This is a genomic window from Microbacterium sp. Leaf203 (genome assembly GCF_001421275.1).
In the GTDB taxonomy this organism is placed as follows: Bacteria; Actinomycetota; Actinomycetes; order Actinomycetales; family Microbacteriaceae; genus Microbacterium; species Microbacterium testaceum_A.
Window position 1 is genome coordinate 252,831 of sequence record NZ_LMKF01000022.1, and the last position, 24,304, is coordinate 277,134.

Annotated in this window: 24 protein-coding genes and 2 pseudogenes; 14 read left to right on the forward strand and 12 right to left on the reverse strand. The window is 69.8% G+C overall.

The window, feature by feature from the left end:
• From ASE56_RS02405 to ASE56_RS02425, 5 genes are all read left to right on the forward strand, one after another.
• On the forward strand, positions 1-348 hold the full coding sequence (locus tag ASE56_RS02405; RefSeq protein ID WP_056224599.1) for a hypothetical protein: 348 nt from the start codon (positions 1-3) through the stop codon (positions 346-348).
• Positions 349-582: 234 nt separating this feature from the next.
• The gene (locus ASE56_RS02410) at positions 583-807 is read left to right on the forward strand and encodes an SseB family protein (RefSeq protein WP_056224601.1); all 225 of its coding nucleotides are present in this window, start codon (positions 583-585) and stop codon (positions 805-807) included.
• A gap of 14 nt (positions 808-821) precedes the next feature.
• Complete coding sequence (locus tag ASE56_RS02415) at positions 822-1,685, forward strand: hypothetical protein (protein WP_056224603.1); 864 nt, start codon at positions 822-824, stop codon at positions 1,683-1,685.
• Between the two features lie 63 nt (positions 1,686-1,748).
• The gene (locus ASE56_RS02420) at positions 1,749-2,276 is read left to right on the forward strand and encodes a hypothetical protein (RefSeq protein ID WP_156371580.1); all 528 of its coding nucleotides are present in this window, start codon (positions 1,749-1,751) and stop codon (positions 2,274-2,276) included.
• A 17-nt stretch (positions 2,277-2,293) separates the two neighbouring features.
• On the forward strand, positions 2,294-2,563 hold the full coding sequence (locus tag ASE56_RS02425) for a hypothetical protein (protein ID WP_056224608.1): 270 nt from the start codon (positions 2,294-2,296) through the stop codon (positions 2,561-2,563).
• A gap of 212 nt (positions 2,564-2,775) precedes the next feature.
• Here the strand turns inward: ASE56_RS02425 and hemL are convergent, their stop codons facing one another.
• The 5 genes from hemL to hemQ form a co-directional block, all read right to left on the reverse strand.
• Positions 2,776-4,116, reverse strand: a complete 1,341-nt coding sequence (gene hemL, locus ASE56_RS02430) for a glutamate-1-semialdehyde 2,1-aminomutase (protein ID WP_056224609.1) — start codon at positions 4,114-4,116, stop codon at positions 2,776-2,778.
• A 103-nt stretch (positions 4,117-4,219) separates the two neighbouring features.
• Positions 4,220-5,203 carry a porphobilinogen synthase gene (gene hemB / locus ASE56_RS02435; protein WP_056224611.1) on the reverse strand — a complete coding sequence of 328 codons (984 nt, stop codon included), beginning with the start codon at positions 5,201-5,203 and terminating at the stop codon, positions 4,220-4,222.
• Positions 5,200-6,015, reverse strand: a complete 816-nt coding sequence (locus ASE56_RS02440; RefSeq protein ID WP_056224614.1) for a uroporphyrinogen-III synthase — start codon at positions 6,013-6,015, stop codon at positions 5,200-5,202. The genes hemB and ASE56_RS02440 overlap by 4 nt, the downstream gene beginning before the upstream one ends.
• A complete protein-coding gene (gene hemC / locus ASE56_RS02445) occupies positions 6,012-7,013 on the reverse strand; it encodes a hydroxymethylbilane synthase (protein WP_056224616.1) in 1,002 nt (333 codons plus the stop codon). Before hemC ends, ASE56_RS02440 begins: the two co-directional genes overlap by 4 nt.
• Positions 7,010-7,681 carry a hydrogen peroxide-dependent heme synthase gene (hemQ, locus tag ASE56_RS02450; RefSeq protein ID WP_056224617.1) on the reverse strand — a complete coding sequence of 224 codons (672 nt, stop codon included), beginning with the start codon at positions 7,679-7,681 and terminating at the stop codon, positions 7,010-7,012. Before hemQ ends, hemC begins: the two co-directional genes overlap by 4 nt.
• 137 nt (positions 7,682-7,818) lie before the next feature.
• Between hemQ and ASE56_RS02455 the strand changes: the two genes are divergently transcribed.
• Complete coding sequence (locus tag ASE56_RS02455) at positions 7,819-8,607, forward strand: DUF4239 domain-containing protein (protein ID WP_056224619.1); 789 nt, start codon at positions 7,819-7,821, stop codon at positions 8,605-8,607.
• Here the strand turns inward: ASE56_RS02455 and ASE56_RS17660 are convergent.
• From ASE56_RS17660 to hemE, 5 genes are all read right to left on the reverse strand, one after another.
• Positions 8,552-8,989: a hypothetical protein gene (locus ASE56_RS17660; protein WP_235556912.1), complete on the reverse strand. Its 438-nt coding sequence runs from the start codon at positions 8,987-8,989 to the stop codon at positions 8,552-8,554. The two genes, ASE56_RS02455 and ASE56_RS17660, sit on opposite strands and share 56 nt — an antisense overlap.
• Positions 8,979-9,389: a phage holin family protein gene (locus ASE56_RS02465; protein WP_056224620.1), complete on the reverse strand. Its 411-nt coding sequence runs from the start codon at positions 9,387-9,389 to the stop codon at positions 8,979-8,981. Before ASE56_RS02465 ends, ASE56_RS17660 begins: the two co-directional genes overlap by 11 nt.
• Positions 9,390-9,392: 3 nt before the next feature.
• On the reverse strand, positions 9,393-9,794 hold the full coding sequence (locus ASE56_RS02470; RefSeq protein WP_056224623.1) for a hypothetical protein: 402 nt from the start codon (positions 9,792-9,794) through the stop codon (positions 9,393-9,395).
• Between the two features lie 111 nt (positions 9,795-9,905).
• Positions 9,906-11,414, reverse strand: coding sequence for a protoporphyrinogen oxidase (gene hemG, locus ASE56_RS02475; RefSeq protein WP_056224625.1), 1,509 nt, complete (start codon positions 11,412-11,414; stop codon positions 9,906-9,908).
• On the reverse strand, positions 11,411-12,448 hold the full coding sequence (gene hemE, locus ASE56_RS02480) for a uroporphyrinogen decarboxylase (RefSeq protein WP_082450287.1): 1,038 nt from the start codon (positions 12,446-12,448) through the stop codon (positions 11,411-11,413). Before hemE ends, hemG begins: the two co-directional genes overlap by 4 nt.
• A gap of 100 nt (positions 12,449-12,548) precedes the next feature.
• Between hemE and ASE56_RS02485 the strand changes: the two genes are divergently transcribed.
• From ASE56_RS02485 to ASE56_RS02505, 7 genes and pseudogenes are all read left to right on the forward strand, one after another.
• Entirely contained in the window at positions 12,549-13,886 is a 1,338-nt protein-coding gene (locus ASE56_RS02485) for a glutamyl-tRNA reductase (RefSeq protein ID WP_056228057.1), read from the forward strand.
• Between the two features lie 40 nt (positions 13,887-13,926).
• On the forward strand, positions 13,927-14,208 hold the full coding sequence (locus tag ASE56_RS02490) for a hypothetical protein (protein ID WP_056224628.1): 282 nt from the start codon (positions 13,927-13,929) through the stop codon (positions 14,206-14,208).
• A 37-nt stretch (positions 14,209-14,245) separates the two neighbouring features.
• A pseudogene (locus tag ASE56_RS16800) lies at positions 14,246-14,341 on the forward strand (Fe-S cluster assembly protein HesB); the annotation flags it as partial.
• A 40-nt stretch (positions 14,342-14,381) separates the two neighbouring features.
• The gene (locus tag ASE56_RS02495; RefSeq protein WP_235556963.1) at positions 14,382-15,758 is read left to right on the forward strand and encodes a recombinase family protein; all 1,377 of its coding nucleotides are present in this window, start codon (positions 14,382-14,384) and stop codon (positions 15,756-15,758) included.
• 29 nt (positions 15,759-15,787) lie between these two features.
• Positions 15,788-16,348, forward strand: coding sequence for a hypothetical protein (locus ASE56_RS02500; RefSeq protein WP_235556913.1), 561 nt, complete (start codon positions 15,788-15,790; stop codon positions 16,346-16,348).
• A 106-nt stretch (positions 16,349-16,454) separates the two neighbouring features.
• Positions 16,455-17,219 carry a restriction endonuclease gene (locus ASE56_RS16465; RefSeq protein WP_268768219.1) on the forward strand — a complete coding sequence of 255 codons (765 nt, stop codon included), beginning with the start codon at positions 16,455-16,457 and terminating at the stop codon, positions 17,217-17,219.
• 84 nt (positions 17,220-17,303) lie between these two features.
• Positions 17,304-18,161: a hypothetical protein gene (locus ASE56_RS02505; protein WP_156371582.1), complete on the forward strand. Its 858-nt coding sequence runs from the start codon at positions 17,304-17,306 to the stop codon at positions 18,159-18,161.
• On the opposite strand, the gene ASE56_RS02510 is transcribed toward ASE56_RS02505, so the two are convergent.
• Positions 18,158-19,018 (reverse strand): hypothetical protein, encoded by an 861-nt coding sequence (locus ASE56_RS02510; protein WP_156371583.1) that lies wholly within the window; start codon positions 19,016-19,018, stop codon positions 18,158-18,160. The genes ASE56_RS02505 and ASE56_RS02510 overlap by 4 nt on opposite strands.
• Before the next feature lie 325 nt (positions 19,019-19,343).
• Between ASE56_RS02510 and ASE56_RS02515 the strand changes: the two are divergent.
• Positions 19,344-19,784, forward strand: a pseudogene (locus ASE56_RS02515) (HhH-GPD-type base excision DNA repair protein); the annotation flags it as partial.
• Positions 19,785-19,796: 12 nt separating this feature from the next.
• Here ASE56_RS02515 and ASE56_RS02520 read toward each other — a convergent pair.
• Positions 19,797-24,290 (reverse strand): SCO7613 C-terminal domain-containing membrane protein, encoded by a 4,494-nt coding sequence (locus tag ASE56_RS02520; RefSeq protein WP_056224636.1) that lies wholly within the window; start codon positions 24,288-24,290, stop codon positions 19,797-19,799.
• Positions 24,291-24,304: the final 14 nt, after the last annotated feature.

Here is a 24,304-nt window from a genome sequence, read left to right on the forward strand (position 1 = left end):
ATGCAAGACCTGACCTTCGAGCAGCTGTGTGGTGTGCTCCGTGAGGAGTTCGGCTCCGCCCGCGTCTCGAGTCCCCAGCACCCACGGGTGGGCGACGGCGATCCCGTGACGGGCGACCTCATCCTTCGCGAGGACGGGCCGTCCATGTTCGTCGTGGGTGTGCAAGATCGAGGACAGTGGTCGGAACTCGCGCGATTCCCCTCCGAATCCGAGGCGTGCGCTTTCATCCTCGATCAGGTGCGAAAGAATCACCGTCCAGGGGTTCACCTGACTTCTGCAGAGAAGGCAGAATCCGAACGCATCACTCGCGACTTCGACGAAGAGTTGCGGCGCACTCTGGGACTCTGACGGAGGCGCTGGAATCGACGCGAGAGGCGTTCTCTCGTATCGACTCCCTCTCGTGTCGGCTAAGCCACCCAGCGGATCGAGGAAACTCCTGATGGCCTCAGTGCTCGAGACAGCAACCGCCCCAGCGCGATCGGGCCAGCTCACCATGCAGTCGGGGCTCTGGACGTTCGCGGCGAGCACGCTCTCCGTTCCGAGCGGAGCGGATCCGGGAGAGACGTCCACGGACTTCAGCCCGTGCTGTTCCCGAAACACGACCATTCGATGATGGCCGTCTTCTCATCCCCTCACGAGGCTGAGCGCGTCGCCCACCTTGCGCCGTTCGTCGTCGCCATGTCGGGGAGTCAGCTGCTGCTGCAGTCCCCGGCCACGCAGGGCCTCGTCGTCAACCCCGGTTCGAACCTCGGGTTCGACATCGAGCCGGCGGGGAGAGCGAAGTCCCGAACCGAACTCGTGCTGTGAACGAACGAGATGGAATGGCACCGGGTCTGAAACCTGAAGAGCAGGAGAAGACGATGCAGAATCTCAAGCAGATGATGCGCCGGCAGGCCTCCGGGCAATACCGCGATCGCCCCGCGATCCCTGGGAAGGCGGAGTCTATGCTCCCCGGAGTTTCTCGGGTGAAGAGCGCTGAGGGGGATCCCGTACCCTTCCCGGATGGATTCTCCGACGTCGTCGAGCCCTCGAGCGGTGGGGACCGCGCACGTCGACGCGGAACTGCCGAGCGTTCTGGGACGGTGACGACGGAGGATTTCGACGAGATAGCTCCCGGGCTGTCCGCTGAGGATCGAGCGAAATCTCAAGCCGCCATGGACAACCTGCGCCGCCGCCAGGCGGAAGGTGATTACAGGAGTCGGCCGAGCATTCCAGAAAAAACCGACAGCATGCTTCCGGGCGTCGTCGTCACGCGGCAGGCGCCCGGTCCCGCCGAACCCGCCAGAGCGAGGGTTTTGAATTACGAGCATCTGCAGTCACGCATCCGGGAGAGAGTCGGACCCGAGACCGTCCGCTACATCGTCTCGATGGCGCGCGACGGACGCCCCATTCCCACGGTCCTCTGCCTCGTGCAGCACCCCGATGGCACGGTGACTGTCACACGTGGTGACCTCCGAACCATCGCACGCCCCGTCCTGGATGCGGCCGGCCAGGAGATGCGATTCGCGGATGAGCAAGAGGCGTGCGCCTGGGCGTGGTCGGACCTGGAGCCGGGACTGGGCGAAACGCCCGCCTCCTCCGCCGCGGACGAACAGGAAGCGCTGGCGAGCGGCGACCGACAGCGTGCGCGGATGGAGCGGCGACTTCGCGAGGGGAAGTCCGCCGGCCAAGGGACGGCGAGTTGAGGTGCCCACACGCATGGCGAGGCAGTCATGATGCGCCCGTTCTTCTCCCACGGACGTGACCCCGTGGAGTCGAGACCCCTCGGGTGCCCCGCGTGCCTCGACCTGGCGATGCGCGAGGCTCAGCCCACCTTCCTCGTCGCAACATCACCCGATGATTTCCTTTACCGCTGCGACTATTGTCAGAGCTGGTGGACAGGCAACAGCAGGTTCAACAACCCCGCTACGGCCTTCGAGGCGCAGGCCCGTTTCCCCGAGCAGCAGATCACGTCCTCCCCGGCGGTCGACGACGCACAGCTGAGCGAGGCGATCGTGCTCTTCACCGGGTGGGGCGTGACGCCGGAACCGATCGACGACGTCACCCGTGCGGAGGCTCGGTTCCCGAAAGAGTTTCCAGTCCTCGAGCCGGTACTGGCCGCTTTCGTTCGCGGGTCCGCGTCGCTCGTGTTCCACGAGGTCGCGCCCGCCGACGATGGGCTTCTCGGTCGCGTTCGAGCGTGTCTGGGGCTGATCATGCCCCGCCTCTCCGATGACGCGCTGGACGCCCTCACATGGCGCTGGCCCTTCGTGGTGCCGCAAACCTCCCCGTTCTAGACCTCTCGCGAGGACCCATGATTCTCGACACCGCCCTCACCGCATACATCTGGGCCGACGACTCCGCCATCCCCGGCCGGCATCCCGAGGCCGTCCCCGACCGAGCCCTGCGCACCCGCGTCGAGGACCTTCTCGAACGAATCGATGCCATCACCCCGGGCGACGACGCGACAGACCTGGCCGCGTGGGCTGGCCGCACCGCCCGCGCGCTCGTTGCAGAGCGCGACGACGTGGGCGAAGCCGGCATCCGGGCACTCTCCGCTCTCCTCAGCTGGACGTGGCGCTGATCTCAGACCTGACCACGCGGGCACGGCTGCCACGTCGCGCGACGGCGCCGAGGTGCCATCGACGTCGGCCACCACGCCACGAGTCTCGAGAACAGCTGCCAGATGGCGGACGGCGCGGGGCGTGCGGGAAGCATGACTCCAGCCTTCCGGCCGCACCTGCCCCGCGCATCATCGCAAAGGACGAAACGTATCCTCCGCGAGGATGATCCCCGCTACTGAGCCAGCAACGTCGGATCCAGCGCCTCCGCGGCCGCCTTCGCCGCGACCGGCAGCGCCTCGAGCACGCGGTCGAGGGCGACGTCGTCGTGCGCGGCGGTGAGGAACCAGGCCTCGAACACACTCGGGGGCAGCGAGACACCGGCATCCAGCATCGCGTGGAAGAACGGGGCGTACCGATACGACTGCTGCGTGAGCGCCGTGGCGTAGTCGAGAGGCACCTCGGGCAGGAACGCGACACCGAACAGCGAGCCCGCGCGCGGCACGGCGTGCACGACGCCCTCGGCCGTCAGCGCAGCGTCCAGCGCCTCCGACACCTGCGCGGCCGCGGCGTCGACCGCCGCATAGACCTCGGGAGTCGCGAGCCGCAGCGTGGCGAGACCCGCGGCCACCGACAGCGGGTTCCCCGACAGCGTCCCCGCCTGGTACACCGGACCAAGGGGCGCGAGGTGGTCCATGATCTCGGCGCGACCGGCGAGGGCCGCCAGCGGCATGCCGCCGCCGATGACCTTGCCGTAAGTGAGGATGTCGGGCAGGTACCGCTCGCCCTGCGACGCCTGCAGGCCCCAGAAGCCGGCGGGGTGCACGCGGAATCCGGTCAGCACCTCGTCCATGATCAGCAGTGCGCCGTGGCTGTGCGCGATGTCGGCCAGCGCCGCGTTGAAGCCGGGGAGCGGCGGAACGACGCCCATATTGGCCGAGGCCGCCTCGACGATGATCGCGGCAATGTTCTCGCCGTGCACCTCGAACACCTCGCGCACCGCGTCGAGGTCGTTGTAGGGCAGCACGAGCGTCTGCGCGGCGATCGGCGCGGGAACACCGGCCGACCCGGGCAGGGCGAGGGTCGCGACCCCCGAACCCGCCGCGGCCAGCAGGCCGTCGGAGTGACCGTGGTAATGCCCGGCGAACTTGATCAGCAGGTCGCGACCGGTCACGCCGCGCGCGAGACGGATCGCCGTCATGGTCGCCTCGGTGCCGGTCGAGACCAGCCGCACCTTCTCGATCGGCTTCAGATCGCCCACCTGCACGCGCTGCGCGACGAGATCGGCGAGCTCGACCTCGGCCCCCGTCGGAGCACCGAAGGACAGACCACGGGATGCCGCGGACTGCACCGCCCCGACCACCTCGGGGTGCGCATGGCCGAGCAGAGCCGGACCCCACGAGGCGACGAGGTCGACGTATTCGCGACCCGCGGCATCCGTGATCCGCGGGCCGGAGGCCGACTGCACGAACCGCGGCGTGCCACCCACGGAGCCGTACGCGCGTACGGGCGAGTTCACGCCACCCGGGATGACGTCCTTGGCGCGAGCGAACCACTGGTCGTTGAGATCGGTCATGAATCCATCCTCCTAGAGGCCCCCTGTGTGAGGGGTCGAAAAGTGTCGCTTCGGCGCCGTCCAGGCGACCGTAAATGACCCCTCACGCGTGAGAGGAGACGGCTCAGAGCTCGGCGCGGAGCCAGCGGGCGGCCTCGACCGCCCAGTACGTCAGGATCGCGTCGGCGCCCGCGCGACGGATGCCGAGCAGGCTCTCCATGATCGCGCCGCGGCGGTCGATCCAGCCGTGGGCCGCAGCGGCCTCGACCATCGCGTACTCGCCCGACACCTGGTAGGCCCACACGGGCACGTCGACCGAGGCCTTCACGTCGGCGAGCACGTCGAGGTAGGGCAGCGCCGGCTTGACCATGACGACGTCGGCGCCCTCTTCGACGTCGAGCAGCGCTTCGCGCACGCCCTCGCGGCCGTTGCCGGGGTCGAGCTGGTACGAGCGGCGATCGCCCGTGAGCTGCGAGTCGACGGCCTCGCGGAACGGACCGTAGAAGGCCCCGGCGTACTTCGCCGAGTAGGCGAGGATCAGCGTGTCGGTGAAGCCCTCGGCATCCAGCGCCTCACGCACCGCGCCGACCTGGCCGTCCATCATCCCCGACAGCCCCAGCATCGCCGAGCCCGCACGCGCCTGCGCGAGCCCCATGGCGGTGTAGCGCTCGAGGGTCGCGTCGTTGTCGACGGCCCCGTCGTCGCGCAGCACGCCGCAGTGCCCGTGGTCGGTGAACTCGTCGAGGCACAGGTCGGTCTGCACGACCACCGCATCGCCGACCTCGGCCACCACGGCCTCGGTGGCGCGGTTCAGGATGCCGTTCGGGTCGTCGGCCCCGGAGCCCACGGCGTCGCGCACCTCGGGCACGCCGAAGAGCATGACTCCGCCGATGCGCTGCTCGGCGGCCTCGGCCACCGCGCGGCGGAGGGAGTCCATCGAGTGCTGCACGATGCCCGGCATCGAACCGATCGGGCTCGGCTCGGTGATCCCCTCGCGCACGAACATCGGCAGCACGAGCTGCGAGGGCACGAGGTGCGTCTCGCGGGCGAGACGACGGACGGCGGGGGTGCGGCGCAGGCGCCGCGGGCGGTGCTCGGGGAAGCTCATGAGGTCGATTCGTCGGAGTGCAGGGGGAAGCGGGCGACGGCTTCGATGAGGGAGTCGACGGTCTGGGTCTCGGCCACCACGTCGACGCTCAGACCGGCGCGCTTGGCGTCTTTGGCGGTGCGGGGGCCGATGGCGGCGATGACGGTGGATGCCGGGATCTCGGGGAACTGATCGACGACCTGCTCCGCGACCGAGCCACTGGTGACGAGGATGGCGTTGATGCGGCCCGAGGTCACGTCGGCGGCGATCTTCTCGGTCACCGGCACGCCCACCGTGCGGTACGCGACGACGCTGCGCACGTCGTGGCCGGCCTCGATGAGCAGTCGCGTCAGCACCGGCTTGGCGATCTCGCTGCGCAGGGTCAGCACCTTGCGCGGCTCGGTCTCGATCGCGATCATCTGCTCGGCCATACCCTGAGCGGAGTTGTCCCGCTCGGGCACGAGGTCGACGTGATAACCGACGGCCTGCATCGCGGCCGCGGTCGTCTCGCCGACGACGGCGACCTTCGTCTCGGCGGGGATGACCGCCTTATAGGCGTACAGCACGTCGACCGTCGTGGCGCTCGTGAGCGTCAGCCAATCGAAGGCGCCCGCGGCCAGATCGGCGAGAGCCTGGTCGAGCGTCGCCTGGTCGTTCGTCGGCGCGAAGTTGATCAGCGGCGCGATGACGGGCACCGCTCCGAGCTGTCGAAGGCTCGCCGCGACGCCGTCGCCCCAGGGACCGCCTCGGGGAACGAGGACGCGTCGACCGGCAAGCGGTTTCGGCACGCTGCCCGTGGAGGGGTTCGGCGTGTGCTGGTGGCCTTCGTTCATGTGGTCGACTCTCGTGGTACCAGGTCGGCCGCCCCGCGTTCGAGCAACCGACGCGCGGCTTCTTGGCCCGCTCGCGTCGCTCGCGCGATCGGTCCCCCGTCGTCGGCAGCATCTGCTCCATTGCCACTGCCCGTAGTGTCCCCACCATACCCCGGGTCGAGACGCACCGTCCGGTCGATGCCGATCCGTTGCGTTCCATCGAGCGCGTAGACCACCGCCCGCAGGCGCAGGTCGCCCTCCGCGAGCGAGGCGTGCGTGCCGACGGGCGCGCTGCACCCGGCGTCGAGGGCGGAGAGCACGGTGCGCTCCGCGGTGATGGCCACCCGGGTGCGTTCGTCGTCGAGCTCGGCGAGGGCCGCGTAGATGTCCGGGTCGATGTCGTCGCGCGTCTCCACCGCCAGCGCCCCCTGCCCCGGAGCGGTCGGCCACTCCGCGAGACCGAGCTCTTCGGCGAGGAGTCCGCCCAGATCTCCTCCCAGCCGCGAGATTCCCGCGGCCGCGAGGATCACGGCATCCAATTCTCCCTCGCGCACACGGGCGAGACGCGAGTCGACGTTGCCGCGGATGTCGCGGATGTCGAGGCGCGGGTTGTGCCGCAGGGCCTGAGCGATGCGACGCGGGGAACCGGTGCCGACCCGCGACCCCGGGGCGAGGGACCCCAGGGCGACACCCTCGCGCGTCACGACGACGTCGCGCGCATCTTCACGAGAGGGCGTCGCAGCGATCACCAACCCATCGGGCTGCTGCGTCGGCAGGTCTTTGAGCGAGTGCACGAGGAAGTCGCAGCGGTCCGCCACGAGGGCCTCGCGCAGCCCGTTCGCGAAGACTCCGCGCCCGCCCAGCTGCGACAGCGAGGCGCGGTTGACGTCGCCCTCCGAGACGATCGGCACCAGCTCGACGGAACGACCGGATGCCGCGGACACGGCGTCGGCGACCATCTGCGACTGCGTCATCGCCAGGGTGCTGCGGCGAGTGCCGAGGCGCAGAGGCGCACTCACTGAAGGATCTCGGGGATCTCGTCGAGCGTGACCAGACGGCCGGTGTAGAACGGCACCTCTTCGCGCACGTGGCGGCGGGCCTCGGTGTAGCGGAGGTCGCGCATCATGTCGACGAGGTCGGTCAGGACGTCGGCCTCCATGGGCAGGAGCCACTCGTAGTCGCCGAGGGCGAATGACGCGACCGTGTTGGCGATGACGCCCTTGTAGGCCGAGCCCTTCTTGCCGTGCTCGATGAGCATCTCGCGACGCTCGGCCTCGGGCAGGAGGTACCACTCGTAGCTGCGGACGAAGGGGTACAGGCACAACCACTGCTGGGCCTCGATGCCGCGGAGGAAGCCGGGCACGTGCGAGCGGTTGAACTCCGCGTCGCGGTGCACGCCCATGGCGTTCCACGTGGGCAGGAGGTTCTTCAGCAGGTAGGTGCGACGCAGGCGTCGCAGGTCGCGCTGAAGGGCTTGGGGGTCTTCGCCGTGGAGCCAGACCATGAGGTCGGCGTCGGCGCGCAGACCACTGACGTCGTAGAAGCCGCGGACGGTGACACCGTCGGCCTCGACGAGCGAGACGAGGTCGGCGAGTTCGGTCGCGTCGGCGGCGGTGACCGGGTTCTCGGGATCGCGGCGGAAAACCGCCCACAGCGTGTACACGGAGGAGGAGCTGTCGTCGGACATGCTTCCAGTCTCGTCCGGTCGGGGCGGCGGTCCAAACCGGTTGACTCGCCGCCGAACCACCGACAGGTGCGCCGGCGGCGCACCCATTGGTACTGTGCGTCGACGGCGTCGGGGCACGCCGCCCGGAAGGCGCACCGATGTGGCTGTACGACCTCCCCATGTACCTGGGGCTGCCGCTGTTCATCGTCCTGGTCGTGGGGGGCTCGTGCGCGATCCTCCTGGCGCTGCGGAAATGGGTGCGCAGAGCGGCGCCGCGCGGTGAGGAGTGGGACCGCGTCCTCAGCTACGCGGTCGGTGTGTACGGGGTCTTCTACGGCGTGACCCTTGCCCTCATTGCGGCAGCGGCCTACGGCAACTTCACCGAAGTCGACGGCGTCGTGCTCGAGGAGTCGTCGTCGCTCGCCTCGCTGTACCGAACGGCGGCACTCCTTCCGGACCCGCAGGGGGACGAACTGCAGGCGCAGATCACGCAGTACGCCCGCAACGTCATCGACCTGGACTGGCCCGAGCAGCGTCGTCTCGAGATCCCCGCGGAGACGGATGCCAATATCTCCGCCATGCAACGCGCGATCGGCGCCGTCCAGCCGACGACGGCCGCCGAGACGCTCTACGTGCAGCAATCGCTCGACCAGTTCCAGCTGCTGGTGGAGAACCGCCGCGACCGCATCGCCCTGACCCACCTCGCCCTGCCGAGCGTGCTCTGGATCGTGCTGGGCGTGGGTGCCGTGCTCAATGCCATCCTCATCGGACTGATCGAGGTGCGGAACCTCCGCGTTCACCTGCTGATGTCGAGCATACTCGCGTTGTTCGTCGCTCTGCTGCTGTACGCCATCGCCGGCTTCGACCATGCGTACGCCGGGCCGATCGCCGTCACGCCGGAGTACTTCGAGGACCTGCTGCGCGGGCTGTTCGCGAACGAACCCTAGGCCGCGCGCCGACCGGTCCCGAGCGGATCCGAGGTCGCCGGGGCCGGCCCGCGGACGACGAAGCGGCCCGACTCCCGAAGGAGGCGGGCCGCTTCGCGGAGTCTCCGCGCGTGTAGGCGCGGACGATGCCCCAGACGGCGAGGCCGACGAGCGCGGCGACGCCGGCGACCGCAGCCGCGGCAGCGCCGGGGTTCTGCTGCGCCTTCTCGCGCACCTCGCCGACGGTCCGGTCGATGGCCTCGCTGACGCGACGCGGGGCGTTGGCCTTCACCTCGATGGCGGCCAGCGCCGCCTTGAGCTCGGCGCGCGCCGACTGCACCGGGTCGGTGATCCCCAGGGGAACCGCGGTGCGGGGGACGGGGACGGGGCGATCAATACTCATCGCGGGCCTCCTTCACGATGCGGACGTCTTCGGAGATGGCCGTGCCCGGGTTCTCGCGGTTCGAGAGCTTCTTGAAACGCAAGTACCCCAGCAGGGCCAGGATCGCGGTGATGACGATCATCACGCCGAACACGACGAGCGCGGACAGCCACACCGGCCACCACGACGAGAGCCCCGCGATGACGAAAGCGAAGAAGACGGGGATGGCCCAGAAAACGACGATCAAGGCACCGACGAACCACCCGGCGCCGATCCCGGCGTCCTTGGCGGTGCGCTGCGCCCACGCCTTCGCGCCGTTGATCTCGGCGACGACGAGGTTGCGCACCAGCTCGGGGATGTCGCCGATCAGGGTGAACAGGCTGTCGTCGGAACGATCGCGGAATCCGCGCGGAGTGGTCATGCGTCAGCTCCCGGACGAGGTGGAGCCGCTCTTGGCCGCACGCGCCCGCGTGGTGGCCGACTTCTCCGCCTGCTTGGCGTCGTCGACGGAGTCCTCGACGACGTCGGCGACCTCGTGGGCCGACTGCTTGGCGGCGCGTCCGGCGCGCTCGGCGCGCTCCTGCACGGTGCCCGAGCCGCTCGCGGCACCGGTGACCGACTTCGCGCCCTTCCACACCACGCCGGGAACGGACTTCAGGGCCGAGACGCCGAAGGCCTTGACCTTCTCGACCTGTCCCTGGACGACGGGCTGGTCCCAGACCTTCGCGGCCTGAGTCTTGATCTGCTCGTACCGGTCGCGGCCTGCCCGTGCGCCGAGCACGTAGCCCGCCACGAGTCCGACGACGAGTGCTGCTTTGCCCCTCATGGGGTCTCCTCACGCTCGAACGAGTGCTGGTCGAGTCTCACAGTAGTCATGTATGCCGCGCTCGGCATCCACCCTTGACAGCCGGGCGGACTTGGTCGAGAGAGCGCGAGGTCAGCTCGTCCAGAGGGCGTCGCTGCGCACGCGATCGGCCTCATCGCGGGCGTCGGGGATGACCTGGGCGAGGCCCGTGCCCGAGATCCACGCGCCGGTCGCCCCGAGGCCCGGAACCGCGCGTACGGCACCGCGCGCGGCGGCGGTCTCGGCCGCCCGCCCGATGGTCGCCGCGGGCTGCGACTGCACGTATCGCACGCGATGCGCGTCCCGGAGGACGGATGCCGATAGCTCGACGCCGAGCATCGCGGAGGCCTCCGAGAGGGCCAGGGCTGCCGCCGCATCGTCGTCGAGAGCGGCGGTCGCGGGCTCTTCGCCCTGAGCACCGAAAGACACGCGCACCACGTGGACGCCGGGCTCGGCGGCATCCCGAACCCAGTCCCATTTCGCGGTGGAGTGCGTGAGGGCCTTCGCGACGTGGCTGCCGGGGACGGTGAGGACGCCGGTGCCGCGCGGAGCCCGGTCGAGAGCGGGGGCGTGCACCGCGAGGGTCACGACCTCGACGACCGGGGCGACCGGATCGCCCACCTCGAGGCCGGGGACCACGGGCGCGAGCAGTTCGCGGGCGGGCCCCTCGGGCAGGGCGACGATGACGGCGCGAGCCGGGAGCGGTTCGTCGTCGACCGAGGTGGTCACCGTCCAGCCGTCGTCGGTCTTCTCGAGAGCCCGCGCGGCGACGCCCGTGCGCAACTCCACGCCGCTCTCGACCAGGGCGGCGACGAGAGCGTCGACGAGGCGAGACATCCCGCCGGCGATGCCCTCGACCGCGCCCCCGGGGGCGGGAGTCTTCGAGGCCCCGCCGGACACGACGGGAGCGTCCGACGCGGGAGCGTCTGCGGGGCGCGCAGCCGCCCGGCTCGCACGCAGGTCGGCGACCGCGCCCGTGAGCGAGCCCGTCCGCGTCAGAGCCGCGTTCAGACCGGGAGCCGCGAGGTCGATGTCGATGTCGTCGGGACGGGCCGAGTAGACCCCGCTCGTGACCGGTGCGACCAGCCGGTCGAGCACACGCGCGCCCAGCCGCGACCGTACGAGCTTTCCGAGGCTGTGCGCGTGACCGATCGTGAGCGGCGGCCGGAGGCGGTCCAGGTACGCGCGCCACGCCCCCGACCAGCCGATGACGCGTCGCACGTCGGGGGCGAAGGGATTGTCCGGGATGCCGAGCACCCCGCCCTTCGGCAGCGGCGCCGCCCCGACTCCCGGGACACCCGCGACCCACGCCCCGGCGGGATTCGGGGAGACGATGTCGTCGGCGAGACCGAGCTCGTCGAGGAGTCTGCGCACGATTCCGCCGCGCGTCGCGAAGCTCTCGGCGCCGACGTCGAGGGTCATCCCGCCGACCTCGGCGGTCCGCAGGACCCCGCCGAACACCCCGGAGGCCTCGAGGACCGTGACCTTCAGGCCGACCTTCGCGCATTCGCGCGCCGCGACCAGACCCGAGATCCCGCCGCCGACGACGATCACCCGCGTCTCGTGCGCGTGACGCACGAGACGATCGAGGGGCTCGCTCACGCGTCCTCCCCGTGAGCGCGGGCGACGATGCGGGTCAGCACATCGGGGTCGGTGTCGGGCGGCACGCCGTGCCCGAGGTTGAGGATGTGTGCGCGGGCCGCGCGACCGCGGGCGAGGACGTCGTCGACGTGCGCGGCGAGGACCGGCCACGGAGCGCCCAGCAGCGCCGGGTCGAGGTTTCCCTGCAGCGTCACGTCGGGGCCCACGATTGCCGCGGCCTCGTCGAGCGGCATGCGCCAGTCGACCCCCACCGCGTCGGCGAGACCGCCCAGGCGCATGTCGTCGAGGAAAGCTCCCGTGCCCACGCCGAAGTGGATGCGGGGGACCTCGATCCCCTCGAGTGCGGCGTGAGAATGCGGGGCGATGAACTCGCGGAACGTGGCGGGCGAGAGCGACCCCGCCCACGAGTCGAAGAGCTGCACGGCCTGGGCACCGCCGTCGATCTGCGCGTCGAGGAACGCGCGCGAGACCTTCGACAGCCACCCGGCCAGACGGTGCCAGGACTCCGGGTCGGCGTGCATCATGCCGCGCGCGCGCAGGTGCTCCTTGCTCGGCCCGCCCTCGACCAGGTAGGCGGCGAGAGTGAAGGGCGCCCCGGCGAAGCCGATGAGGGGAACGGCCTCGTCGAGCTCGGCGGTCACGCGGCGGGCGGCCTCGCGCACGGGCTCCGCCGCCGCAGCGACGTCGTCGGGATTGATCGCGGTGATCCGCGCCACGTCGTCGGCGGTGCGGACGGGGTCGGCGAAGACCGGGCCACGGCCGGGCTCGATCACGACGTCGACGCCGGCCAGACGCAGCGGCACGACGATGTCGCTGAAGAAGATCGCGGCGTCCACCTTGTGACGGCGGATCGGCTGGAGGGTGATCTCCGCCGCGAGGTCGGGGGTCAGGCACGCGTCGAGCATGCGCGTGCCCACGCGCAACTCCCGGTACTCGGGCAGGGAGCGCCCGGCCTGCCGCATGAACCACACCGGCTGCCGCTCAGGACGATCGCCACGGAGGGCACGGAGCAGGGGCGCGTCGAGGGAGGCCATGGCATCCATCCTCCCACCCGTCCCGCGGGAGCACGGGGGATGCCTTGACGTCGAGAGGCCACCCGGAATCCCCCGAGGAAGCCGGGCGTAGAATATGGACGTGCTGCTGTGCGTCAGCGCGAGTCACAAGACCGCGTCCTTCGATCTCCTCGAGCGGCTCAGCGTACCCGCGACACCCGTCGCTCCTCTGATCGCCGAGCACGACGAGTGCGTCCAGGGCGCCGTCGTGGTGGCGACCTGCAACCGCTTCGAGGCCTACGTCGACATGGACGAGCCCGTCACCGCGGCCGTCGCCCTCGGCATCGAGGCCACCCTCGCGGCCATCGAATCCGCGACAGGCGTCCCGGCCAGCGAGCTCGAGGGCTCGTACACCGTCCTCGGCGGCAGCGACGTGGCCGAGCACCTGTTCTCGGTGGCATCCGGTCTCGAATCCGTCGTCGTCGGCGAGGGCGAGATCGCCGGTCAGGTGCGCCGCGCGCTCAACGAGTCCCGCCAGCTCGGCACCACCTCCGCCGAACTCGAGCGCCTGTTCCAGCGGGCCTCCGAAGCGCAGCGAGGCGTCAAGAACTCCACCGCGATCGGCCGCGCCGGGCGCTCCCTCGTGCGCCTCGGCCTCGAGCTCGCCGACAGCCGCATCGCCGACTGGTCGACCCAGCGGGTGCTGCTCGTCGGCACGGGCGCCTACGCCGCCGCCACGGTCGCGGCCCTCCGCGACCAGGGCGCCGAAGACATCTCGGTGTACTCGCCCTCGGGTCGGGCCGCGAAGTTCTCGGCCAAGCACGGTCTGCGCGCGATCTCGGCCGAGACCTTCCCGAGCGTCGTCGCCCACTCCGACCTCGTGATCACCTGCACCACCAGCGAGAACCACGTCCTCAGCGCAGCGACCTTCGCCGCGGGTCGCGGGGCGTTCGAGGCCGCCGTCGACGAGGCCGCGGGCGTCTGCCCCGTCGAGCACACCGCGCGTCGCCTCGTGATCGACCTGGGCCTGCCCCGCAACGTCGACCCCGACGTCGCCACGGTTCCGGGCGTCGACCTGCTCGACCTCGAGACCATCCGCCTGCACGCCCCGCTCGAAGAGCTGCAGGCCACCGACGCCGCGCGCGACCTCGTGCGCGACGCCGCCCGCCGCTTCGCCTCGGTCGGCGAGCGCAAGAACATCACCCCCGCCGTCGTTGCCCTGCGCGCGCACGTCTTCGGCGTGCTCGACGCCGAGGTCGCCCGCGTTCGCGCCCGCGGCGACGAGGGCGGTCAGACCGAGCAGGCACTCCGCCACCTCGTCGGCGTGCTGCTGCACACCCCGACCACCCGCGCCCACGAGCTCGCCGAGACCGGCCGCGCCGACGAGTACATCGACGCCCTGTCGGCTCTCTTCGGCATCGAAGTCGCCGATCCCGCGGCCTCCGCCCCGGCGCGTCGCGACATCGCCGACGCGGGCTGACTCCCCGCCTGATCCCGGGTCCTCGGGCAGGATGGATGCCGTGAGCACACCGGCATCCGAGGTCTATGTCGTCGCGGGAGAAGCCCGCCGGGGCAATGCACTGCGCTGGGTGGCGACGTTCGCCCTGGGCCTGCTGCACATCGAGGACGACGCTCCCTCGGTGAGCGAGACCGTCATCCGTCGCGTCGACGGATCGCTCGTGAAGCGGCTGAGGCCCGGAAGCGTCGCGCACTTCGAGGTGCAGATCAGCGACGCGACGGAGGATCTGCTCGAGATGGATGCCGTGCCGTTCGCGCGGAAGTGGATCGCCGACTCGGCTTGAGGGCTGCGCCTGCGGGTGTTCGCGCGAGAATGAGGGTATGAGCCTGCGCATCACCGACGACCCCGTCGCGGACGAGCTGCTGTCGAGCAACCCGCTCGCCCTGCTGATCGGCATGCTGCTCGACCAGCAGGTGCGATAACCACGGTTACTACGTTGGCGTTACCCAGGCAGCGATCTACACGCGCGTATCACTCGACACGGAGGGCGAGGCCCTTGGCGTAGCGCGACAAGAGCAGGAGTGCCGCGACCTTGCCGCCCGTAGTGGCTTCGACGTGGTGGCGGTGTTCACTGACAATGACACCGGGGCCAGCACCCGGTCCAGGAAGAAGGCGCGCCCTCAGTACGCCGCCATGCTGGACCGCGCCCGAGCGGGTGAGTTCGGCGTCATCGTGGCCTACTCCAACAGCCGCCTCACTCGTCGCCCACTTGAACTTGAAGAGATCATCGCGCTGTACGAGCGCTACGGGGTGCGGTTTGCCACGGTGGTGTCAGGCAACGACGACTTGTCCACAGCCGACGGGCGCATGGTGGCGCGCATCAAGGCGTCTGTGGACGCTACCGAGGTTGAGCGCACGGCTGAGCGCGTGGCACGTAAACACCTGGAAAGCGCGCGTGAGGGTAAGCCGGTGGCAGGCACCCGCCCCTTCGGCTGGCAGCCGGGAGGGCGTGAGCTCGACGCCAAGGAGGCGGCGCTGATCCGCCAGGCGGCTGCCGACATCATCGCCGGCATTGGTAGCTACACGATCGCCCGCCAGTGGAACGCGGAGGGTGTGACGACCTCGACGGGGAGGCCGTGGCAGGGCCGTGTCCTGGGACGCATGATGCAATCCCCGCGCCTAGCGGGCTGGCGCATCCACCAAGGCAGCATCGCAATTGGCCGCGATGGTCAGCCGGTGCGGGGGCAGTGGGAGCCGGTGCTGGACCAGGCCACGTTTGATGCCGTGGTGGCTGCCCTCAACCCGGAAGAAACTCGGTCACGCGTGCCGAGGAAGAACGCACGGCACTACCCGATGACGGGCACCCTCCGATGCGGAGTGTGCGGTTCGGTGATGTACGGCAACGCGGCGAAGTACCCCACGTATCGCTGCTCGGACAATGTCCACACGGTGGCCGCGAGCGTCGGGCCCGTCGATGAACTCGTAACCGGCCTGTTGTTGAGGAAGCTGTCTGACTTCACGGTCGACGAACCGGCCCCCGAGTTCGACGGCGCTGCCCGCCTGGCGGAAGTAGAACGCGACCTTGCACGGCTCATAGGCTCGTTCACCGCGCGGGAGCTGTCGGCAGAGGTCGTGTTCCCTGCCGTAGCCCAGCTGGAACAGCAGCGCGACGAGGTACGCAGCCAGAAACGGCGCATTGAGGCGGCGGGGGTAGGCCCGGACTACCGGGGTGTGAACCAGGCCGCATGGGACCGCATGAGTATGAGCGCACGCCGTGGGCTTGTAGAAACGTTGTTCGACGCGGTACTCGTTCGCCCCGCCACGCGCAAGGGCAACCGATTCGACGCATCACGGATCGAGTGGGTGTGGCGCGGCGGAACAGCAGCCACCTGAGCACGGCTGCGCAGTGACAGGATCGACGCGTGGACATTGCTGATGTATCTGCGCTCGTCGTTTCCGTCGTCGCCGCCCTCATCGCGGGCGTTGGTACCGTTCTGGCGAACCGGCGTTCAAAAGAGGCTTTGCGGGAGTCGCGTAAAGCTGTGACCGCGACACTGTGGTCGGCACTGCAAGACGCCATTCAACGGCTCGTCGGGTTCGACCCAACACTGGAACCTGTTGGCGAGCGTCTGGCTAACCTGCGCATCGCCGCAATCGCCCTCGCGGATGAGCACGCCGACTGGGAGGGCCTTGACACCTGGCTCGACGCCGAACGCGCACTTGGAGCGAGCATCGCGCTCGAGGTCATGGAAACTGCGCAGCCAACTGACAGTGTCGACCAGCGAGTAGAGAACCTGCAGCTGATGATGACGTGGACCCAGGGGTTCAGTCAGAACGTGCGATTCCTGCGAAAGAAGGGGTATGACAGGCAGGCCCTATCGAAGCTGAGGACACACGCTAGCGAACTCGCCAACGAGATCCACAAACGCAATGGCTGGGAACTGCCGCCGGACTCAAATCCACGGCTGCATCCTCTCGACTGAACCTGGTGGGTACGAATTCTGAAGTCGAGGCCAGCGCCTAATCTCGAATCCATGAGCGACGAGAACGAGACCGCCCGGGAGCCCGACCCCATAGAGGCAGCTGTCCCTGCTCGGCCCTCGACCAAGAAGTTCGACTTCGGCAACCTCAACCCCCACCGACTTCGAGGACTTTGTATTCGACCTGCTTCAGACGATCGGCTTTGTAAATGTCGACTGGCGCAAGGGCACCCCGAAGGACGCCAGCCCATCTGACCGCGGCCGAGACATCGAGGCCCACTATCTGCTGACTGACGTGGATGGGCATCAGAGGTTTGAACGATGGTTCATCGACGCTAAGCACTACGACAAAGGCGTCCCCCCAGAAGCGTTACAGGGACTCTTCGCTTGGGCTCAAGCGGAGCGTCCAGACGTCGCGCTCGTGGCAGCTTCCGGTTTCCTGTCGAACCCCGCGAAAGACTGGGTCGAGCAGTATCGACGCAGTTCCGCTCCCCCGTTCAGAATCCGCTACTGGGAGAGACCGCAGATCAGCGACTTTTTGGCGAAGTTTCCCGAGCTGACGTATCGCCATGAAATCTACGAGCAAGACGCCATGCGCCCACTGGCCGAAATACAGGCCGCAGAGACTGCGATGTACAACCGTCGTTGGTACGACAAATCGCTCACGCGAGATCATTTTGTTGAGAAAGGTCAGGTCGAACCGCTTCCAGATGACGTAAGGGAAGCTGTGCTCACCGCCCGTAAGCAAATTGAGGACGAGCTTGGAGCCGATACCCTCAAGGTTAGCTCCGACTGGGAAGCCGGTCTGTGGGCTGGCAAGCACTCGGCATTGCGCTGGGTCCTCGGAGACGAGTGGGACAACCTAGACACTTGACTGACGGCTGGCGGCTAGCGACTGGCGAGAGCGGAGGCTGCGAGGGTCAAGCGTTCCAGACCCCGAGCCCGCTAACGTCGTCTCATGGCCATGCATGATCCCGTAGCCCTCAGACTGCAGAATCTTGATCTGCAGACTCAGGCGTTAGTACTTTCGCATCTGGCGGCAGGCCGGGTGGAGGACAACAAAGCCCGGCCCACAGCCGTGAACGAGCTGTTCCACGAGTTTGCACTACCTGCACCCGCCAAGATCGGCAATGTGTTCAGTGCATTAGCCACAAAGAAGCTCCTCACCAAACTGCCGGATCGCGGGGCATATAGGTTGACTCCACTGGGCCAGTCCAGAGTCGCCGAGGTTGTTTCGGGGCTGGACCTCGCAGCCTTAGTGGCGGAGGCGGCTAGCCAGAACGCCCCGGCATTTGGGAGCACGCAGAATGCGCTCATCCCCGTCTCCCTCGCTCCGCCCGCACTCGTTCAGCCGCTTCGTGGATTTCTCGCTGACCACCCATTCGACACCAACGTCTTCGGCATGACGCGCTTTCCCGACCAGAGGGCGGGAACACTCGATCCGGTCGGCCGGGCGCTTGCTGTCACCAAGGAGGTTTGCGCGGAGCTGGGGCTGGAGTTTCATCTGGCGTCCGACAGGGCGATAACCGACGACCTCTGGTCGAACGTGACGGCTCATATGTGGGCATGTCGCTACGGTGTGGCGTTCTTCGAGGACCGAGTTGACCGCGGTCTCAACCATAATCTGCTGATCGAAGTCGGCGCGATGATCATGACAGGCCGCCGCTGCGCGCTACTCAAAGACGGATCGCTCGAAAAGATGCCCACCGATTTCGTAGGGATGATCTACAAGTCCGTCAATCTGGAGCAGGAGGACACGGTCGCGGCTGGGGTGCGCACGTGGCTCAAGGACGATCTGCGCATTGGCAAGCTCTAAGACGTCGCCGCCCCTACCGTCGCGAGGTATGCCTCACCGTCGGGCGTGATACGGGTCGTGCCGTCTTGCGTTGACTTGTTGGCATACCCCGCCTTCTGAGCCGAGAGGTAGGCGTTTGTGATCTGCCTGTTCGGCACCCCGGCGCCGAGGTGATCGGTGATCCATTCGATGTCCTTGTTCGCCAGGCCAGCGATTCCACTGTCCTTTGCAAACTTGACCGCCCACAGAAGTTTGTCCCTGTTCTGCTTCATCTTCGAGTAGGCGGGGAATCCGTCCATGGTCGAAGGGAACACATCAATAGATGCGAAGACCTCCGGCTTCGCGCTCTTGGCCTTAGTGCTTTTTGCGGCCGTCCCCGACCTACGGGGCGCGGTTCGCGTGCTCGTGCTTCCCCCAGCCCGGCCGAACTTGAACTCACCGTCGAGTACTCCGTCGACCTTCGCCGTGAGGAAGTACTCCCCGCCTCCCTCGTCACCTACCCAACCAGAGCTGATGGCCTTGTCGAGATCGCGTGGGAAATTTGCGGGTGCCGTCTCGCGCGCACGACGGAAAGCGGACTTCACGTCCTCGACTTTGAATGTGTCGCCCCCGTCTTGCATGACGTAGGCGGCGAGCGCGACGATCTTCTCTGGGTTCTTGGATGCGCCAGAGATGTCGAGTGCATCGCGGGCGCTCTCGACTTTCTTGGCTCGACCGCGTCCGCTGTCTCGATGTTCGGCGGGTGGGTTGCCAAGCGTTGGCGCTGCACCCTCACCAGCCTCGAGGAAGGCGATAATTTGCGCGGCCTGGGCGGGGGTGATCTCGTCCTCGTACCCCACCTTGCCTTTGATGGTGAGCGTCGTTGCCTTGTCGGTCATGGTGCGAAAGTAGAACATCAAGACCCGGAAGTCGCGATGTACGACATCTGCGCTCAGCAGATTCACAGTATGGACTCAGGCGGGTGGCGATGCGATGAGCCGCTTGTGAACGTTGGCCACACTGCCCGCAGTCCAGGTCGTGCCGGTGGCCGTGGGTAGCCCCTCGGCGTTCAGCTGTGCGGCGGTGGCTGCCAGCGTGCGGGTCCGCCTGAGAGCCTCAAGACGGTCCGCTGTGGCTCCTGGCAGCACCGATACGCGCCCCATGTGCCGCCCCGCCCGATTAGCGGCTTGCATGGCGGCGCTGGTTCGCGCGGCAATGACCTCGCGCTCCGGATCGATGGATGCTGGCGCGATCGCGCACCAGGACCCCGACGCGTTCGCCGCCGCGTTCTCGCAGTCGCCCGCCGTCCACCGCTAGCCGGGATCGATGGCGGGGCGCGTGCAGGCGCTCTGCGCGGCGATCGAGGAGGACTGGGACGGCAAGGCCGAGAACCTCTGGACGCGCGACGACCCCGACGGCAAGACCGTGCTCAGGCGCCTGAAGGCGCTGCCGGGCGTCGGCGAGCAGAAGGCGAAGATCTTCCTCGCGCTGCTCGGCAAGCAACGCGGCTTCGACGGCGCCGGCTGGCGGGAGGCCTCGGCCCCCTACGGCGAAGAGGGCTCGTTCCGCTCCGTGGCCGACATCGTGAGCCCGGAGTCGCTCACCAAGGTGCGCGAGCACAAGCGCGCCGCGAAGACCGCGGCGAAAGAAGCGAAGGCGAAGTAGGAACTCGCTCCCTCACCGCAGAGATCTGATCGCGAGGGCCACCGCCCGCACCTCGCGGATGCGGCGCTCGTACGTCGCCGCGATCACGATGAGGAGCACGCCGGCGATGCCGAGCCACAGCCACCAGAGGCCGGACGCGCTCTCGTAGAGCGACGCGATCCACGGCCAGAGCTGGGCGACGGCGTGGACGATCAGCACGATCCCGCCGAGCAGAACCGGGGCCTGCCAACGGAACCGCGCACCGACCAGCAGCGTCAGCAGAGCGACGACGCCGAGCGCGAGGACGCGCCACAGCGCGTTGCCGCTCGAGAAGTCGAACAGCAGCGAGGGGATGAGCAGGAGCGCCAGGCCGATCCCGAGCGCCGGCCACGTCCGCACCGCGGGACGCTGACGGAGGGTCCGGATGCCGTGGATCAAGAGCGCCACGGCGAGGGGAGTCGTGGCCGCCTCGACGGGATCGGCACTGCCGAGAACGATCGCCACGAGGCCGAGGACGGCCGACAGACCGATCGCGGTCCACCGCACCGCCGCACCCTGCCACCACAGCCCGAGGGCGAGGACGGCGACGAGCGTCACGATCAGACGCAGCGGGCCCTCGCCCGTGGCCGAGAGCCGGGCAGCGGTGAGGACGACCGCGACCGCGGGAGCGGCGATCGCGAGCGCCTGCGACACCCCGGGCAGGACGTCCGCGCGCCGACGGTGGAGGAGAACGCCGACGACCACCAGAGGAACGGTCGCGGCGACGAGCCACACGTCGAACAGGGCGGTCACGAGCTCGTGCAGGGCGCGCAGCGACGCGGCCACGATCAGGCCGAGCGAGGCGACGCCGATCACCGGGGTCGCCAGCGGGGCGAGCGCGCCGCGGAAAAGAACGGCTGCGATCACCAGCACGGCGACCGCCGCGAGCGTCACGCCGATCGCGCGCACCGGCGACGCGTCGGCGAGCGCCGCGGAGGGCAGGAGCCCGACCGCCGCACCGCCGACGGCGAACAGCACCGAGGCCGGGGCGACCGGGCGGCGGCGATCGAGGAGGGCGGCGGCGATCCACACGAGCGCGAGAGGCACGGTGGCCCACTCGATCGGGCGGATGTCCGCCCCCACGCCGATGAGGGCGACGAGCCCCGCTCCGGAGTGCGCGGTGATCGCGAGCGGCATCCCCCCGAGCCGGTGACGCACGCGCAGGGCGGCGACGCCGACGGCACCGAGCACCGCGACGGCGGTCACCATGCGCCCGATCGGCCCGCCGTCGACGGCGACCAGCACGGCCGACCCGAGCGCGAGCAGTACGGCGGCGCCGACCAGAGCGTTGCGCGCGGACGACGCCGCCCACGGGGCCGGGCGTCGCGCGACGCCCACGGCGGCAGCGCCGATCGCCACGACCGACACCACGACGACGAGATCCGCGATGCCGATGCCACCCCGCTCGACGGAGGGGAGGAGCTGCGCGACCGTGACCAGCACGAGCGAGAGCGCTCCCGCAGCTCCCACCGCGACGGGGAGTTCGTCGGGGGTCCGTGGAGGACGCACCCAGGCCCCGACCACCAGAACCGCGGCCGAGAGGAGCGCGACCGCCAGCACGTGGACGAGGTCTCCCGAGGCCGAGAGGGCGCTGGGAGCGAGCGCGACGGTGGTCCCCGCGGCGGCGATCACCGCTGGGACGACCGCGGAACGGTTCTCTCCCACTCGTCGCGCGCGCTCGTGGCCGGCCGCGATGCCGAGCATCGCGATACCGACCGGCACGGTGAAGAGCTCGACCGTCTCGGTCTGCTGCCAGAGCAGCCGCGTCCACAGCGCGAGGGTGCCCAGGACGAGCGCGAGCCAGATGAGGTGTCGGCGGGGCCCGCGAGAGCGGAAAAGACCGTCGCCGTCGGTCGCCCACAGCACAGCGGCCACCGCCGCGAGCAGCAGCGGAAGCCACCGGACTCCCTGCGAGGGAACGACGACGATCGACAGAGCGCCCACGAGCGCGGCCCCCACGTCAAGGCAGGCGCGGGTGGACGGGTCGGTGCGGAGCAGGCGCAGGCCCGCCGCGGCGCTGACGACGGCGATCGCCGCGTAGACGATCGCCGGCACCAGCGGCAGCGGGTCGATCAGCCGGAGCGCGGAACCGGCCGCGCCCGCGACGAGCAGGGGCGTCATGACCGCCGCGAAGGGCCGCGCGACGCGCCATGGCAGGTAGGGCGTCGTGAGGACGGCCGCCGACGCGACCGCGGCGACCAGCGCCGACGCGAGCATCCACACGTCGGTCGCGGTGCCCGCGCGGAACCACAGCGCGGGGGCGGCGACCACCACGATCGCCGCCAGAGCGGTGACCACGCCGGCGCTTCGTTGCGCGACGTCGAGACCCCACCGGTGGAAGAGCGGGGCGACGAGAGCGACGAGACAGAGGGATGCCATCGCGAAAGGAACCGTCGTCGGGGTGGCCCCGTCGACGACGAGGTCGGCTCCGGCGCGCAACGCCCCGGGAACGAGGACGGCGCTCCCCGTCAGGAACAGGACGACCGCAGTCGCGGACGGCACCCGGATACTCGGATGCGCTCCGGCCACCGCGGCGAGCACGGCCGCGACCACGACGCTGCACAGCCCCCAGGCGAGCGGAGAGGAGAACGACGACACCCACCCTGCGCCGAGGGCGAGGCAACCCCCGACCGCGGCGAGGGCGATGTCGCCGCGACGGCGGCGGAGGACGACGACGGCGACCACGGCGAGCGCCAGGTACCAGGAGACCACGAGGATCAGGACGCGCAGCTGGGGTCCCGCGAGCAGGGCGACGGCCGCCCCGGCGATCAGCGCGGGCGTCCGGCGCTGCGCCCACGATCCCGACAGACGCCAGACCACGGCGGCGAGCACGACGATGGCCGCGAGGGCGATCACGGCCGCCGTGCTGACGGCATCCGGGGCATAGAGATCGAGGGCGGAGCGCCCGAAGACGACGATCGACCGGCCCAGGACGGTGCCGACGGCATCCATCGCGCCGACCAGGGGCAGGATCGCGGCGACAGCGGCGGCGATCGCCGCAGCCAGCGAAGCGACGACGACGGTCGTCCGCCCGAGGCCCGGAGTCGCGCGACGCGCGGCGACGTCGAGCCCCAACGCGACGGCCGAGGCGACGAGCACCGGGACGGTGACGGACAGGGTCGCGTCGGCCGCACGGATGACCGTGCCCGCGATCCCCAGCCCGAGGACGACGACCGCTGCCACCGCGGCCGTCGGCGCCAGGCGCGCGGCACCTCGGCGCGCGAGCAACCGGGCGTGGAGAGCGAGACCGAGGGAAAGCGCCGCGCCGAGGACCGCGGGCGTCGCCGTGCTGCGCGGGTCGACGATCAGGGCGGAGGTCATCGCGACGACCGCACCGACGGCGGCGAGAGCCCGGACGACCGCGATCTCGATCGTCAACGCCGGGCGCGGAGCCCGGGCGAGGAGCGGTGCGAAGGGTGCCGCGAGGGCCAGGAGCAGCAGGACGAGCCCCCACGCGTACCACCCGAGGGCCGCATCCCGCGTGAAGAGACCGGCGACCAGCATCGCGGGCCCGAGCGCGAGGGCCGCGACAGCGACCGAGAGCGGGGCGCGCAGGCGCGACAGACGCGACCAGCCCACGAACGCGACACCCGCGGCCACCGTCGTCGCGCCCCAGTACACGCTCGGTTCGAGGCTCGCCGCCCCGCCCAGGTCGTTGGCTCGGACGGCCCAGACGTCGAGGGCCACGAAAGCGATCCCGAGCAGCGCGATGCCCTCGGAGGTGGCACCGAGGCCCCGACGGCGCAGGAGCGAGGCGGTGGCGATGATCGCCGCCGTGACGAGTCCGATGATGACGGAGCGCAGGACGAGCCCGCCACTGATCCACGCGACGGTGAGGAAGAAGGCCGCAGCCACGGCGAGAAGCACCACGCCGACCGACAGGAGGAAGACCTGGACGCTCGAACGGCGGGGCGCGGCCGGCCCCGCGGGGACGGGTACGGCCGGCTCCACCGGAGGACCACCGTCGAACGGCGGCACAGCCGGGAAGCCTGCGCTCGGCTCGACGAGCGGCCCCGGGGGAATCGTCGGCCCCGACGGCGGTGCGAACGCCACGTCGGCGGCTGCGGCGGGCGCCGACACCGTCGTCGAGAGCGATGCGGGCTCGGCCGTCGCGGAGTCACCCGGGGGCATCGCCACCGGGGACGGAGGCGCGGGGGACGGAAACACCGGGGACGGCAGCACCGGGTGAAGCTCGGACGACGGGGGAGCCGGCATCCGTTCCTCTTCTGCCCGGGCAGCCGCGGTCTCCGCATCGCTGTGCACCCGCATGAGGACGTCGGCGCGCTCGTCGACGAGGGCGATGATCCGCTGCGACAGGTCGAGCACCCGCGCCGTGCGCGCATCGGTCAGGTCGAGTCCGCACGAGGCGCACGGCGACACGGTGATGGGTGCGAAGCACGACGGGCAGCGCGACGTGTCGACGAGCGCCCCCGGCTGCTCGGGCCAGGCGATGCCCGACAGTGCTCCCCCGTCATCGACTTCCGTCATCGTGCCCCCTCGGC

Coding starts and splice junctions, on each gene's coding strand:
- ASE56_RS02405 (WP_056224599.1), top strand. CDS start 1: ATGCAAGACCTGACCTTCGAGCAGCTGTGTGGTGTGCTCCGTGAGGAG.
- ASE56_RS02415 (WP_056224603.1), top strand. CDS start 822: ATGGCACCGGGTCTGAAACCTGAAGAGCAGGAGAAGACGATGCAGAAT.
- ASE56_RS02425 (WP_056224608.1), top strand. CDS start 2,294: ATGATTCTCGACACCGCCCTCACCGCATACATCTGGGCCGACGACTCC.
- hemL (WP_056224609.1), bottom strand. CDS start 4,116: ATGACCGATCTCAACGACCAGTGGTTCGCTCGCGCCAAGGACGTCATC.
- hemB (WP_056224611.1), bottom strand. CDS start 5,203: ATGAGCTTCCCCGAGCACCGCCCGCGGCGCCTGCGCCGCACCCCCGCC.
- ASE56_RS02440 (WP_056224614.1), bottom strand. CDS start 6,015: ATGAACGAAGGCCACCAGCACACGCCGAACCCCTCCACGGGCAGCGTG.
- hemQ (WP_056224617.1), bottom strand. CDS start 7,681: ATGTCCGACGACAGCTCCTCCTCCGTGTACACGCTGTGGGCGGTTTTC.
- ASE56_RS02455 (WP_056224619.1), top strand. CDS start 7,819: ATGTGGCTGTACGACCTCCCCATGTACCTGGGGCTGCCGCTGTTCATC.
- ASE56_RS17660 (WP_235556912.1), bottom strand. CDS start 8,989: ATGAGTATTGATCGCCCCGTCCCCGTCCCCCGCACCGCGGTTCCCCTG.
- ASE56_RS02465 (WP_056224620.1), bottom strand. CDS start 9,389: ATGACCACTCCGCGCGGATTCCGCGATCGTTCCGACGACAGCCTGTTC.
- ASE56_RS02470 (WP_056224623.1), bottom strand. CDS start 9,794: ATGAGGGGCAAAGCAGCACTCGTCGTCGGACTCGTGGCGGGCTACGTG.
- hemE (WP_082450287.1), bottom strand. CDS start 12,448: ATGGCCTCCCTCGACGCGCCCCTGCTCCGTGCCCTCCGTGGCGATCGT.
- ASE56_RS02505 (WP_156371582.1), top strand. CDS start 17,304: ATGGCCATGCATGATCCCGTAGCCCTCAGACTGCAGAATCTTGATCTG.
- ASE56_RS02510 (WP_156371583.1), bottom strand. CDS start 19,018: ATGACCGACAAGGCAACGACGCTCACCATCAAAGGCAAGGTGGGGTAC.
- ASE56_RS02520 (WP_056224636.1), bottom strand. CDS start 24,290: ATGACGGAAGTCGATGACGGGGGAGCACTGTCGGGCATCGCCTGGCCC.